This is a genomic window from Desulfosporosinus acidiphilus SJ4 (assembly GCF_000255115.2).
Classification (GTDB): Bacteria; Bacillota; Desulfitobacteriia; order Desulfitobacteriales; family Desulfitobacteriaceae; genus Desulfosporosinus; species Desulfosporosinus acidiphilus.
Map to the genome: position 1 here is coordinate 2,571,961 of NC_018068.1, position 13,028 is coordinate 2,584,988.

General features: G+C 41.8%; 15 protein-coding genes. 7 read left to right on the top strand and 8 right to left on the bottom strand.

The window, feature by feature from the left end; all coding sequences use genetic code 11:
• Window positions 1–101 precede the first annotated feature (101 nt).
• Complete coding sequence (locus tag DESACI_RS11735; RefSeq protein WP_041276067.1) at window positions 102–881, top strand: arylamine N-acetyltransferase family protein; 780 nt, start codon at window positions 102–104, stop codon at window positions 879–881.
• A 298-nt stretch (window positions 882–1,179) separates the two neighbouring features.
• Here DESACI_RS11735 and DESACI_RS11740 read toward each other — a convergent pair whose 3' ends face one another.
• On the bottom strand, window positions 1,180–1,977 hold the full coding sequence (locus DESACI_RS11740; RefSeq protein ID WP_174270320.1) for a hypothetical protein: 798 nt from the start codon (window positions 1,975–1,977) through the stop codon (window positions 1,180–1,182).
• Window positions 1,978–1,992: 15 nt separating this feature from the next.
• On the bottom strand, window positions 1,993–2,202 hold the full coding sequence (locus tag DESACI_RS11745) for a hypothetical protein (protein ID WP_014827414.1): 210 nt from the start codon (window positions 2,200–2,202) through the stop codon (window positions 1,993–1,995).
• Between the two features lie 457 nt (window positions 2,203–2,659).
• Here DESACI_RS11745 and DESACI_RS11750 point away from each other — a divergent pair, with 457 nt between their 5' ends.
• The 3 genes from DESACI_RS11750 to DESACI_RS11760 all read left to right on the top strand — a co-directional run bounded on the left by DESACI_RS11750 (window position 2,660) and on the right by DESACI_RS11760 (window position 5,662).
• Window positions 2,660–3,268, top strand: coding sequence for a hypothetical protein (locus tag DESACI_RS11750; protein WP_014827415.1), 609 nt, complete (start codon window positions 2,660–2,662; stop codon window positions 3,266–3,268).
• Between the two features lie 131 nt (window positions 3,269–3,399).
• The gene (locus DESACI_RS11755) at window positions 3,400–4,020 is read left to right on the top strand and encodes a hypothetical protein (protein WP_041276068.1); all 621 of its coding nucleotides are present in this window, start codon (window positions 3,400–3,402) and stop codon (window positions 4,018–4,020) included.
• A gap of 280 nt (window positions 4,021–4,300) precedes the next feature.
• Entirely contained in the window at window positions 4,301–5,662 is a 1,362-nt protein-coding gene (locus tag DESACI_RS11760) for an FMN-binding glutamate synthase family protein (RefSeq protein WP_014827416.1), read from the top strand.
• An 18-nt stretch (window positions 5,663–5,680) separates the two neighbouring features.
• Here DESACI_RS11760 and DESACI_RS24980 read toward each other — a convergent pair whose 3' ends face one another.
• From DESACI_RS24980 to DESACI_RS11790, 6 genes are all read right to left on the bottom strand, one after another.
• Complete coding sequence (locus DESACI_RS24980; RefSeq protein WP_207643891.1) at window positions 5,681–5,869, bottom strand: hypothetical protein; 189 nt, start codon at window positions 5,867–5,869, stop codon at window positions 5,681–5,683.
• A gap of 19 nt (window positions 5,870–5,888) precedes the next feature.
• A complete protein-coding gene (locus tag DESACI_RS11770) occupies window positions 5,889–6,701 on the bottom strand; it encodes a GDSL-type esterase/lipase family protein (protein WP_014827417.1) in 813 nt (270 codons plus the stop codon).
• Between the two features lie 30 nt (window positions 6,702–6,731).
• On the bottom strand, window positions 6,732–7,745 hold the full coding sequence (locus DESACI_RS11775; RefSeq protein ID WP_242833043.1) for an ABC transporter permease: 1,014 nt from the start codon (window positions 7,743–7,745) through the stop codon (window positions 6,732–6,734).
• Window positions 7,729–8,646: an ABC transporter ATP-binding protein gene (locus DESACI_RS11780; RefSeq protein WP_014827419.1), complete on the bottom strand. Its 918-nt coding sequence runs from the start codon at window positions 8,644–8,646 to the stop codon at window positions 7,729–7,731. The genes DESACI_RS11775 and DESACI_RS11780 overlap by 17 nt, the downstream gene beginning before the upstream one ends.
• Window positions 8,647–8,886: 240 nt before the next feature.
• A complete protein-coding gene (locus tag DESACI_RS25510) occupies window positions 8,887–9,117 on the bottom strand; it encodes an amidohydrolase family protein (RefSeq protein ID WP_202947849.1) in 231 nt (76 codons plus the stop codon).
• Window positions 9,102–9,833, bottom strand: coding sequence for an amidohydrolase family protein (locus tag DESACI_RS11790; protein ID WP_202947850.1), 732 nt, complete (start codon window positions 9,831–9,833; stop codon window positions 9,102–9,104). Before DESACI_RS11790 ends, DESACI_RS25510 begins: the two co-directional genes overlap by 16 nt.
• A 250-nt stretch (window positions 9,834–10,083) precedes the next feature.
• Here DESACI_RS11790 and DESACI_RS11795 point away from each other — a divergent pair, with 250 nt between their 5' ends.
• The 3 genes from DESACI_RS11795 (at window position 10,084) to DESACI_RS11805 (ending at window position 12,958) form a co-directional block, all read left to right on the top strand.
• A complete protein-coding gene (locus DESACI_RS11795; protein WP_014827420.1) occupies window positions 10,084–10,470 on the top strand; it encodes a MerR family transcriptional regulator in 387 nt (128 codons plus the stop codon).
• A gap of 74 nt (window positions 10,471–10,544) precedes the next feature.
• A complete protein-coding gene (locus tag DESACI_RS11800; RefSeq protein ID WP_014827421.1) occupies window positions 10,545–11,108 on the top strand; it encodes a TetR/AcrR family transcriptional regulator in 564 nt (187 codons plus the stop codon).
• 161 nt (window positions 11,109–11,269) lie between these two features.
• Window positions 11,270–12,958, top strand: coding sequence for an oleate hydratase (locus tag DESACI_RS11805; RefSeq protein WP_014827422.1), 1,689 nt, complete (start codon window positions 11,270–11,272; stop codon window positions 12,956–12,958).
• Window positions 12,959–13,028 lie beyond the last annotated feature (70 nt).

The window sequence follows — 13,028 nt, forward strand, 5'->3', positions numbered from 1 at the left end:
TGGCACTCTTTTTTTAGATACTTACCTTTTGGTAGGTAATCGTTTTAGAGAAGTGATTTAATTATTGTAATAATGAATAAAACAAAATGGGGTGCATTAATTTGTCAATAAATCTAAAAAATATCGATGCTTATTTGGAAAGAATTAACTACGAAGGAAATGTTGATGTTTCCTATGAGACTCTATATGCACTGCACACATCCCACACATTGAATGTGCCTTTTGAAAATCTTGATGTTTATAACCGAAAGCCGATCTTGCTTGATACGGAATCTCTTTATAAGAAAATTGTTGAAAATAAGAGAGGTGGCTATTGCTTTGAAATGAATGGCTTGTTCTCTTATATTCTTAAAGAACTGGGTTTTAAGGTGACTGACCTATTGGCTAGAGGAACAACAGACGGAAAGACCTTTTTGGCTAAATTGCACCAATTGCTGATGGTGGAAATCGATGATAAGAGATGGTTGGTTGATGTCGGCTATGGAAATAATGGAATTACTGCACCTCTTTTATTGGAAGAAGGATTAGAGCAGCGGCAATTTGCCCATACTTACCGATTGCTTAACGACCCCAAATTCGGTTATGTATTACAATACAAAGTCAAGGATGAATATCAATATTTATATGCTTTTACCTTAGATGAATGTTACCCCATGGATTTTCTAATGTCCAATCACTTTACCGCAACGTATCCCGATTCACTTTTTCTAAAGATGAAATTTTGTACAATGCCTACTAAGGAAGGCAGAATTACGTTAACCGATAACCATTTTAAGGTTCTTGAAAACGGGAAGGTTTGCGAACAAAATGTGGCAAATGATGGCGAGTTTAATGAACTGTTAAAAAAGCATTTTCAGCTTAACTTGAATACGATTGAGTGAATCTCCCCAACCAGCATTGGATACAATTTATTTTGCAGGGATTTAGAAGTTAATTACCATAGAACATGTTGATCCGAGTTGTCGATCACCTGTTTTAATGCCGTAATTATAAATACGATAATTATAAAAACAGTTATAGAAAGTAAAGGAGAAAAATAAGCAAAGGGTTGAGCCCCCATAGTGGTACCATGAGCCCATAAATCCCAAAGTGACATAACCTCCCCCCTCACTAAGGTTAATCTGAATAAATTAAAGTTATTATTGAAACTTAGGCAGTTATTTTATTACTCTTTTTTACTCATTTCAATTGCTCCAATTTATAAATAGCACCATTCAAAAATAACCCGAATGATAGAATCATCACTGCAATCTGCAATGGAAATGGCGAATACAAATCGAAAAATCTAATAAGACTGACGATGTTATCACTGGGTTCTAGGGATTGTTTTATGCTCAATTCAACATGGCGAAAGTCAATAGTAAGAAAACCAATCGATGTATGATGATCATAAACAGGAAAGTAAATGGACATTCTTGGCGTAAGGCTAAATGGGTCAAGGTAACTGCTGCAAGAACTACTATGTTCATTTATTACTTCCTGTTTAATTATTTCTTCTAATTCAGCTGGTTCATACGAAAGATTGTTTGTGTCCATATCCGTTTTCATTGATTTTTGCTCATTTTTCAGTCCAATTACTTCAAAGATCCTGTAAGCAGCGTCTATAATTACTAAAGCAAGAGAGGCATAGGTGGCCAATAGGGTCAGAGAATACGGAGGCCATATTTCAATCACTTTAAATAGTAAATATATTGTTTCGTTTGGTTCCATTTGTTGGCGCCAGAGAATTTGTACATTTCGAAGATCCCGTATAGCTAATCCAATGGCGCAATATGGCCGGACGAAAAACCAAAACACTACTGTATCCGGACAAAGTCTAAATGGGTTTGTTTTACTAGCAAACCATTTCTGTCCTTGTCTTAGCAATAATGAGTAATACTTCTGTAAGAATTTTGAATCCTTACATAATACCTCCCTAAAATATGGGCTAAATCGACCTAAATATTGTTCTAAGATAATATCCGTCATTGGAGGCATAAAGATTCACCCCAATTAAAACTGCTCAGTTATTCTTTCACCTGCTTTTTCAATGGCTCTTTCCGTATAACCAACCGTATTGAGGATGAGCCAGGTCCAAAAAAGCGAATTAAGGATCGCAATAAAAGTCGGGACAGGCAGCCAGATGCCCCAAAATTTCGTGTTTTGTTGATTTGCATTCATGTTATTACTTGCGTTTCCCATGATGGTTGAACAACCACTCATAATGTCCTCCATAAATAAGAAAGGTCTTATCGAATGGATTCATGGTTACGAAAAATAACAGCGCCTAGAATCATTGAGACAATAAAGGAGCCAATTAACCATATCATCCAATAGCTTTGAATTAACCAAAAGGTGCAATTATTCCAAATCACAAAAGCAGCCTCCAATTCTAAGATATTATATTCCAGAATATGGTGGTACGTGAAAAAGGGCCCTGACAATATGAGAACATCTTTTCTACAGGCTGGGTTTGGAATAATATACGTAAAAATTGAATAATTAAGCAAAATTGGCTAAAGGTTTTCTTTAGCCATTTATTTTTTTAATCATTTATCGATTGTTTAACGCATAACAGTACCTCGAAAGTTATCTTAAGGGGGCGGTTTGAACGAGGAGAATTATTTTAATCTGTGGGTTAATTTTAGTTCTGGGTGTTTCGGCGTATAGAATTTTAGAGATGCAGTCTCAGAATAGAAGAGCCGATGTAACCGAGACATGGAGAAATGTAGTAAATCAAATCTCACAAGTGCCTTTTTGGGGGAGTCCAAAAACACTTTTACAAGGTACCGCTGAGACGATGGATAAAGAATATCGGCAGGAAGTTTTAAAGCTAATTGAGGACTTTTCCGAGAAGATGTATGCGTTTCGACATCAGGGAACGTTAGTAATAGCTCAGTTCATGGAATCTCCCCCCAAGAACTTTCAAGAGGGGGTTCAACGTTCGAAAAACGTTCAGGCCAGAATGTCAAAGATTGCCGCTGACATTTCGAAAATAGAGTTTCCAAATGAAGTAATTGTTAAAGGAAAAAAGTACAACATCAAGAATGAACAAGGGAGCATCAACGAAATTAAGGATAACTTTGTAAAGGGATTTACTTTGACATCAAAAGGTTATGATTATGTACCACCCTATATTGCCGGCCAAAATACAAATGCCCTAAACCAAATGAGAGCTTCATTTAGAAAGGCTGATGAAAACTTCCTTAAGGGAATTTTTGATTTGGAAGCCTTAAAAGCAAAATACTCAGAACCCACTGGTAATAACAATATTAAGACTTTTAATTAGTCTTAGAAAACTAATAATGCCGGATTTGAAAGCTTCTCATATGGATCGGAGGGGTAAAAACGAAAAGAAAAGTTTTAATCTTAGGAGTTCTCGCTGTAATCGTTATAGGCTATTTCATTTTTAGAATGTCTATGCAAAACAGAAATGTCAACGCAAATCAGACATGGGAAAACGTAGTAAATGAAGTTTCCTTAGTGCCATTTTTGGCAAGTGCAAATACTATAGGTCAAAACTTAGAATTGCCGGAACGATTAGAATATCGACAAGAAGTTCTTATATTACTTAAGAACTTTTCTGATAAAATATATAACCTTGACTACCAAGGAAGGTTGATAATGGATCAATATGATGCGGCCCATCCCAAGACCATTGAAGAAGGAATACGCTTGTCGAAGGATTCTCAAAAGAAGACTAAGGAAATTTCTAACCAAATTTCTAAACTTGAATTTTCAAAAGAGATCATTATAAGAGGCAAAAAGTATACTCTTACCAGGGAGATGGCCAATATTGAGCTGGTGAAAGGGGACTATATTACAGGATTTAGACTGGCCTCCGAAGGATTTGGTTACGCAGCATTATATTTTAAAAAGCAGAAACCAGATGATCTTCTTAAAATAAGTCAAATGTTCACAAAGGCCAACGAGACCCTTTTTAAGGGTATGTATAATATGGAGATCTTGAAGTCATTGTATGGCGGCACTATCGACTTAGATAAAAAGGTAAATAACATCTATAAGAAGGCACGTCATTAGTACCGTTTCAATTACCTATTTTCTTTGAAGAGAGTTTTATCCACTAGCATTGAGGTTACAAGTAAAACAAAATATTGTCACATTAGAATATCCTAAATGATTTCTGATCGTGGCGGTTGATCTTGAGGTTAATTCGCCCTTTCTTTTGCACATAAATTAGAATGTATCGACACAATACTAAAATGACTACTTTTGGGTTTGATAAATCCAATCGAAGTCACTTTGAATTGCAATTGGGTCAGCTTATTAATCACAAATTCAATCTTAGGAGTGATCAAAAATGTTAAATGAACTGTTATTGCGAATGGCTAACCCTATTACAGACGGTCTATTTGAGAAGATAGTTACTGAGGACTACGCAAAAAGCCCTCTGGTAATGATGACAATCATGGAAAAACTTACATTAAGAGCTATTGCCGAGACTGGAATCAGGGCTGAAACCGGTAAAGCCCTAAAACGTCCTATGGGCAGTCCCTTACGACTTTCGCCTTGGGAAAAACTACTCCTCAATCCCCGTCAACTATTTCAATTACCGACAGCGAAACAGTCAAATATCAAAACGCAAGTAACTATTGGGCCAAATGCTAAAAGACCCCTTCAAATTGACCTGCCGATTCTTATTACAGGCATGTCTTATGGAGGTTCACTTAATCTTAAAATGAAAGAAGCTTTGGCAAAAGGAGCAGCACTAGCCGGTACCGCCACAAACACAGGAGAATCGGCTGTTTCATCTGAAGAAAGGAAAGCTGCTAAATTTCTTGTTGGTCAGTATAATCGTGGCGGATGGTTAAATACTCCGGAGCAACTCAAACAATTAGATGCGATTGAAGTACAACTAGGACAAGGCGCTTGGGGCGGCGCAGTCGAATCTTCAATGAAATATGAAGAAATGGACGAACACTTACGTGAGTTGTGGCATGTCAAACCAGGTGAAACTTCTGGGAAGAAGGCAAGGTTTAAGGGGGTCAATTCTCCTGAGGAAATTATCAATTTAGTCAATCAACTCCAAAAAACGTATGAAGTACCTATTGGGATAAAAATCGCAGCTACTCATTTCATAGAACGTGAACTGGAGATAATCGGCCAGACCAAGGCTGATTTCATTGTGATTGATGGACAGGAAGGAGGGACCGCTGCCGCCGCCCTAACATTAGAGGATGATATGGGATTGCCAACTCTCTTTGGAATAAGCCGCACAGTTGATTGGCTTAGAAAACAAGGAAAAAGGGAACAATTTTCTCTTATAGCCGCAGGGGGATTGCGGACTCCTGGAGAATTTCTCAAGGCTTTGGCTCTTGGTGCCGATGCAGTTTACATCGGTTCAATCGCGATTATCGCTTCCTTGCAAAGTCAAATGATTAAAGCATTGCCTGAGAATCCTGCTCCTCAATTAGCACTCTATAACGGGAGCTTGGCTGATCAATTTGATGTTGATGAAGGAAGCAGGCATTTGGCTAACTTTTTCCAATCATGCAGAGAGGAAATGATTATGGCCCTCCAGGCAATGGGGAAAAATAATATTCGCGATTTGGGGAGAGAGGACTTAGTTTGTATTGATCGGGAAATAGCCGCCGCTTTAAAAATTGGTTATGCAGGAGAACCCGTATTCCGTAGGGGTACAGTTCATCTGGCAGCGAAGTAAGAATTTCCGATAAGCATTTTATCTGGAGGAATGAACCGTCATAACCGGGAGATCCTGGACTCGGTTGGTTACCCCGAGGCTTTCGACTATAACAAGATCGAGGTCATGACCGGGACTCTTTTGGAACGCCTGTTTGAGAAGGAGAGGCGCCTCACCAAGCCAAAGCCATGGATTTGTCATTACATGTTTGACAACTCGACAGACCATAAAGGCTTTGCCGTCTTCTTTACGTTCCCGCGATGACGCTTTCAAGCGACTTGCGGATTCTGTCGGATAGAGCCAGATATCCGGCGGAATTAGGATGGAGGCCGTCGGGAGCGAGATATTTGCCGAGATTGAATTTCATCAAGTCATCACTTGGAATGTAGATGGCTTTGTGATCGCTTTCGATGAGCAGCTCTGTGTTATAATTCCACTCTTGCCAAAGGCTGACCTCTTCCGCGGTGGTCGTTTTTTCATAGGGATTATAAAGACCGAGAAAAACGATATAGGCGTTAGGATTTGAACTTCGGAGAATCCTGAGCGCCTGTTTTAAGTTGCTGAGGTAACTGTCCTCTTTGATTTTGAATTCATCCTCTTGGGCCTGGGGATTTAAGGAGAGAATCGTTCTTAAATCATTGCCGCCGATGGAGAGCAAAATAAAATTCGCTCCCGCAACGGGTTTGTTCAGTCTCCCGTTCTGAAGCTGTCCTAGCAGTCCCTGGCTTTCCAACCCGTTTATTCCTGCATCAGTGACGAGGATATCTTTGGAAGTGTCAGTTTTAATTGCTTGTGGCAGATCAGCGGAGAAGCCTTTGCCTTTTTCATCACCGGTTCCCTTGGCGATAGAGTCACCAAGAATGAGGAGTTGGAGTGTATTGGTGTTCTTAAGCTCTGATTTGGCTGGGCTTCCTGAAGTTTGGGTCATGGCGACTTTTGCAGGCCGAAAGGGGCTATTTTCCGTTGTGACCTTGAGTGCTTGATAGAACCCTCCTGCCAATACGACAATACCGGCGATGGCTATTGTGAAAACGGAGTACCAGATCGTCTTCTTAAGCATGCTAATTTCTCCCTGCATCTGCAATTTGGACTAAACAAGGATGTCTTTTTTAGTAAAGTAAAGAAAACTAACGAAAGTTGCCACCAAGGCCCAGACGAAGAGCACCGTGACTGAGAAGAGCATGTTCATGCCATCAACCGGCTGGACCGCTCCTGACAAATAATCGGTAAGTCGCAGATTAACCATGAACAGGTAATGTGTAAGGGTCCAGTCGGAAAGAAAGAAGCTAATGAAATTCCCAGCGATAAGGGTGGCCAAGATAATCCCAATTGAAGCAGCCGTGCTCTTGACAAGGACAGAAATCATAAAGGAGATGCTGCCCACAACGACGGCTACAAAGAAAGCCAAAGAGTAGACCATGAGAGAAAACTGCCACTCCTGAACATTGAAAACTCCGGAAGCGTCCAATTTCCCGGCCAGGACCTTAAACCCGGTTGCGACCGGCGCCATCCAGCCGCCAAAACCGAAGAAGAAGCCGGAGATAAGAGCGGATAGCAAAAAGGCACAGAAGACCACTACCACTTCCAGAATGATCAAAGCCAGATATTTGCTTAGGAGGATTTTCCACCTGGGAACATTCCGAACAAGGAGAAGCTTAATCGTCCCGCTGGAGGATTCTCCAGACACCATATCTGCGGCCAATATGACAACAAGCAAGGGCAGGAATAAGAAGATGGACTGTTCCATGAAAGTCGCCGTAAATTTTGCGGCGGACTGATCCAAGGGGTTGATGTTGTTGTTGAGATCATATTGCAGCTGCTGCATTCTTACCGTTAGAGACGATTGGCTTTTAGCATCCATGTAGGGGCTGTCCAGCCTGCCTTTCATGTCAATCAACTGCTGTTCCGCCAGTTTGCGCCAGTCAACCGTTGCCGTAATCCCCATGCGCTGTGTGAGCTGCGCCTTGGTCCTTGCCAAAGTTCGGTTTTGACCATAGGCGAAGACGGAGATCAAGATAACCAAAATGATCAAGACAAACATAAGCCGCTTCTTAGCAATCATTTTAGTGACTTCGTTTTCAATCAGGCTAAACAATTTGATCACCTTCTGTAAGGCCGAGGAACAGCTCTTCGAGAGTATTCTGCTTTGATGAGCAGTAGGTAAGTTCCAGGCCTTCTTTTATTAAGAGTTCATTAATCTCGGCAAGGGATGGTTCGCCGAGACGGGCGCTGACAGTGTTCTTTTTCAATTGAACCGCCTTGATGTTCCAATGTTCATCAAGGAGTGCGATCGCTTTTTGTGGATCATTCAGCTGCCACTCGATCTTGTCCTCGTGAAGGAGTTCCTGGACTGCGCCGGTTTTGATGACTGTTCCTTGCTTAATAATTGAGACCGTATCGCAGATTTCCTGTATTTCCAAGAGCAGATGACTGGAGACAAAGACCGTCATGCTCTCTTCGTAAGCAAGTCTGCGGATCAGATTTCTGAACTCCGTGATGCCGGCCGGATCCAACCCGTTTGTGGGTTCGTCAAGAATTAAGAGTTTAGGTCGGGAAAGCAGGGCCTGAGCAATGCCCAAACGTTGGCGCATGCCTAGAGAATAGGTGCTGATTTTGTCATTGATCCGATGTTGGAGTCCAACCATCTCCACCGCATCGCGGACACGCTGCTTGCCTATTGTTTTGTTCATGGCGGCATATTGAAGCAAATTTTCCATCCCGGTCAAGTATTTGTACATATCAGGGCTTTCAATGATACATCCGACGTTGGACATTGCTTTAACAAAATCGTGGGCGACAGAATGGCCACAGATCGTCACAGAACCCTCCGTCGGTCGGATCAAGCCAACAATCATGCGGATTGTCGTCGTCTTCCCGGCACCATTCGGCCCGAGAAAACCAAAGATTTGAGAAGGATAAAGGGTGAGATCAATATGTTTTATGATCTCTTTTCCCTTGATAGTTTTTTTTATGTTTTTCAATTCCAGTACCGGAGTTTGTTGCATTCTTTTTTCCTCTTTACATTTTCACTCGAAATAACTATGCATTTTCGGACTAATTCGTGCGACTGGGGCGGAGAATACTCTTATATACTAATTCTTATGGTATCAATAAGCAACTCATTGCAGGGAAATATTAAAGAGGAAATAGCCGCCGAGCATCACAAACCAGAGGTTTTGAGGAAGCTAGTAAAAGATGATGGAGACCTTATTTGTAGGAAATTATCAGCGAACAAGTTGGTGTTGTTACAAACGCAGGAGTAGTTCAGCATTGCCATGAGCGATTTTTTCCCTATCAGTGGCGCTGACAGGCAGCTGAGAAAGGAAAGCTCGCCCTTTTTCCATTGAGCCGTAAGGATAGTCTGCCGAGAACATGATGCGGTCGCTGCCGACTTCCGACAACAGATTCAGGAAAGCAGCGTTAAAATTGAAACCACTAAACGTGTAATGGACATTCTCTCTTAGGTAGGCTGCCATAGGGCGCTGTAATTAGTTAGATTCGGCTGCAGAACTTGATCGATCCTTGGCATCATGAAAGGCAGAGCTTCGCCCAAGTGGCCTATAATGATCTGCAGCTTGGGATAGCGGTCGAATACTCCGCTGAGAATAAGACGCAGGATATGGACAGCAGTTTCGATATGCCATCCCCAGCCTGCCGACGAAAGTATACGGGTTACCTCAGATGAGAAGTTGCCTGTATAGTAGGCGTCGATTACCGGCTGCGGCGGTGGCGCTGGATGCAGGTAAATGGGTACCTGGAGCGTTTCTGCCCGTTCCATGATGGGCCAAAAGAAACTGTCGTCCAGATAGCGGCCCTGTATGTGACCATTGATCACCGCACCTTTGAAACTATATTGGCAAACCATACGTTCCAGTTCATCGGCAGCGAGGTCGGGAGCAGCTGCCGGCAGGGCTGCAAAGCCCGCAAAACGGCTGGGATGACGTTCTATCGCCGCTGCCAGAAGGTCATTGGCGCTGCCGGAGATTTTCAACGCCTCCTCCGCCGTTAACGACTCAGTACCGGGAGAGGTCAGCGAGAGCACCTGCATGTCGATACCGGCGGCGTCCATTTCAGCGATTCGACGTTCGTCTAGGTCGCACAGTTGCTCATCTTTGTTATGAAAGGATTGTCTGCCAAATCTGTCAATATATCCCTGAAAAGTAAAATGCTCTTCAAGAGTAATAATGCGCATTATTATTACCTCCCTTAATTTATCTGATAAATATTCTTCATCTTTCCGGCTCGCCAGGGGAGTTTCTTCCTGACTCTAACTGCTCTTCTACATATAGATACTATTGATTTTTCAAATCTTCCTCAATCCAGCGCAAAAGATACTACGGGGGGAGAAGATACTTTACTTCGCCTCCTTTTCTTGATATGTTTACTTTATCGCCTTCGAGTAACTCGAAGTCAAGCGTTTTTACAGAGAAGAGGCAGAGTAATTGTACACAGTCAAAGAAATAGCTCAAAAAACTAATCTCACAGAGCATACAATCAGATACTATACTGACAAGGGCTTGGTACCGAACATACATCGTGACAACTATAATCATCGCATATTTGACGAGGAATCTCTTAATTGGCTGATCAGGGTGAAGTATCTCAAGGATTGCGGTATGTCAATAAAGGATATCAAACACTTTGTTGATCTATACCTAGAAGGAGATTCTTCAATTCCTCTCCGTTATGAAATTATTTTAAAATACAAGGAGATTGCACGGGAGCAATTGGAGGAGGCAACGAGAAGAGTTGAATTTATGGAAGAAAAGGCGAAACGCTATCATAAAGTCATAAATCAAGTGATTTCGGATGATTCAAATCCAAGGTAGCTACAACCCATCACATTGCCAGGGGGCTGGCCCGGAAATACTTCTTCTATAAAAGTGTTACATCGGAGGATTATATGGCTAACACTGCAATTACGCAAACGGCACTTGCTAATTCGTTAAAAAAGCTTATGTTGTCCCACTCTATTAACCAGATTCATGTCAGGATGATTACTGATGATTGTGGATTTACAAGGCATACATTCTACAATCATTTTCACGATGTGTATGAACTGCTGGGCTGGATCTTTAGCCGTGAAGTAATCGACGGTGTTGATCAATACTGCACGCTCGACCAATGGCAGCAAGGTCTGCAGTTGATCTTAGAATATACGGCAGACAATCGCATGATCTGCCTTAACACTTACCGTTCCTTGGGAAGAGACCATTTAGAAGCATTTCTGCAACGTGTGTTTTATCGATTTTTGTTCAGGATAATAGAAGATATTTCTAAAAGCATGGTGTTGGCTGAAGAGATTAAGCTTGAATGTTGTGAATTTTATTCAAATGCCCTCATGGGTGTGTTTATTTCCTGGCTAAAGAGGGATTTACGGGAAACTCCTGAGCAAATGTTAAAGCAAATCGATCAAATGATGAGTGGGAACATTGTAAATACATTAAAAAAATTCGATAGAAGCTGAAATTACACAATTTCTATAATGTGTGTAATTATTGCACACGTATCCCGTTTTGTTCATTGAGCACTCTTTTGATTTGTACTATCTTTTTTATAGCAAGACTTTCGGATCGGTTAAGTAAGTCTGCATCCAAAGATATCTTGCGTGAAAGGAGAGTGCTTTTTATGTATAACTATGAAAGAATCAATCCAAAGGCTCCAAAGAACATTGAAAAAAGGCATGCTTACCTTATCGGAGGCGGAATCGGTTCTCTCTCTGCGGCAGCATTTCTGATTCATGATGCCCATATGCCGGGAGAAAATATTCATATATTGGAATCACTGGATCGTCTCGGAGGGTCAATGGATGGTGCAGGAACGGCTGAAAAGGGGTATACTGCACGCGGGGGACGCGAAATCGAATCGCATTTTGAGTGTTTCAGCGAACTGTTTAGTTTTATTCCCTCGCTTTCCGACCCGAAGGTCAGTGTACTTGATGAATTTCATCAACTAAATATCGATGAGCCGATTGAATCCCACTGCCGTTTGGTAGAGAAGCAGGGTACTCCGGCGGATTTCTCTTCTTTCGGTCTCAGCACAAAAAATGCTCTGGAATTGGCGAAGCTTCACATGCTGACAGAAGAGGCGCTGGGAGCAACTACCATTGAACAATACTTTACTCCCGAATTTTTCAAGACTAACTTCTGGTATTTTTGGGTTACAATGTTTGCCTTTGAGCCGTGGCACAGTGTCGTTGAAGTTAAACGATACATGGAACGTTTCATGCACCTGATTGATGGAATGAACCGATTGAAAGGCATCCTGCACACGGATTATAACCAGTACGATTCACTAATTTTGCCATTAATTACATGGCTGAAACAGAACGGGGTGCAGTTTGCATACGGCTATACAGTAACCGACATTGATTTCGATTTTTCCAACGATACGAAGACTGCAACCGGCGTCCATTATTCCAAGGACGGTAAAACCGGCAAGATTTCAGTCACCGAAGATGATCTTGTTCTCTTCACAAACGGTTCAATGACTCAGAATACTGAGCGTGGGGATTTCAATACTCCCGCTCCGCTTAACCGATCGGACGATAAGGGCTGCTTTTCCGTTTGGGAGAAAATAGCCGTAAAGTCACCGGATTTCGGTCATCCGGAAGCATTCTGTTCAAATATTGACAAAACAAAGTGGATGAGCTTTACAATAACCTTAAAAGACGATGATATCGTGTTCCCGCATATTCTGAATTTGACAGGTGACAAACCGGGTATGGGGGGGCTGGTTACAATCAAGGATTCCAGCTGGCTGATGAGCTGGGTTGTGCCAAAACATCCGCATTTTATCGGTCAACCTGACAATGTTAAGGTTCTATGGGCATATGCACTAAACATGGATGTACCAGGTGACTATATCAGGAAAACTTATTCCGAGTGTACCGGACGTGAGATGTTTGAGGAACTGCTTTATCACATGGGACTCAAAGACAGTATTTCCGAAATTTTGTCGCACACGGTCAATGTTATTCCGGCAATGATGCCTTATATCACGTCTCAGTTTATGCCGCGTGTGGCAGGCGACAGGCCGAATGTGATTCCATCAGGCAGTAGGAATTTCGGTTTCCTCGGACAGTTTGCGGAAATTCCGCATGATTGTGTATTCACCGTTGAATACTCGGTCCGCAGTGCAATGATGGCCGTATATGGGCTGCTTGGCTTAGAAAAACCTGTCGAACCGGTTTACCCCGGATGGTATGATCTACGGGTACTAACCAAAGCGGCAAAGACCTGTCTTGGTGTGAGTTCGCTTAAAGATATCCCTCTTGGGCTTCTTTTAAAGAACCTTGAAATCGGAAATTTGTTATAGAATCCAATTTCCGATTTCAAAATGCATATGATTCCTCGCTCTAACTAGTGTATTAATTTCATAATATCCT

What these genes read in the sequence shown, in the direction of transcription:
- DESACI_RS11790 (WP_202947850.1), bottom strand. Translation starts at nt 9,833, where the DNA reads ATGCGCATTATTACTCTTGAAGAGCATTTTACTTTTCAGGGATATATT.
- DESACI_RS11750 (WP_014827415.1), top strand. Translation starts at nt 2,660, where the DNA reads ATGCAGTCTCAGAATAGAAGAGCCGATGTAACCGAGACATGGAGAAAT.
- DESACI_RS25510 (WP_202947849.1), bottom strand. Translation starts at nt 9,117, where the DNA reads ATGGCAGCCTACCTAAGAGAGAATGTCCATTACACGTTTAGTGGTTTC.
- DESACI_RS11755 (WP_041276068.1), top strand. Translation starts at nt 3,400, where the DNA reads ATGCAAAACAGAAATGTCAACGCAAATCAGACATGGGAAAACGTAGTA.
- DESACI_RS24980 (WP_207643891.1), bottom strand. Translation starts at nt 5,869, where the DNA reads ATGGTCTGTCGAGTTGTCAAACATGTAATGACAAATCCATGGCTTTGG.
- DESACI_RS11800 (WP_014827421.1), top strand. Translation starts at nt 10,545, where the DNA reads ATGGCTAACACTGCAATTACGCAAACGGCACTTGCTAATTCGTTAAAA.
- DESACI_RS11740 (WP_174270320.1), bottom strand. Translation starts at nt 1,977, where the DNA reads ATGCCTCCAATGACGGATATTATCTTAGAACAATATTTAGGTCGATTT.
- DESACI_RS11760 (WP_014827416.1), top strand. Translation starts at nt 4,301, where the DNA reads ATGTTAAATGAACTGTTATTGCGAATGGCTAACCCTATTACAGACGGT.
- DESACI_RS11745 (WP_014827414.1), bottom strand. Translation starts at nt 2,202, where the DNA reads ATGAGTGGTTGTTCAACCATCATGGGAAACGCAAGTAATAACATGAAT.
- DESACI_RS11805 (WP_014827422.1), top strand. Translation starts at nt 11,270, where the DNA reads ATGTATAACTATGAAAGAATCAATCCAAAGGCTCCAAAGAACATTGAA.
- DESACI_RS11770 (WP_014827417.1), bottom strand. Translation starts at nt 6,701, where the DNA reads ATGCTTAAGAAGACGATCTGGTACTCCGTTTTCACAATAGCCATCGCC.
- DESACI_RS11780 (WP_014827419.1), bottom strand. Translation starts at nt 8,646, where the DNA reads ATGCAACAAACTCCGGTACTGGAATTGAAAAACATAAAAAAAACTATC.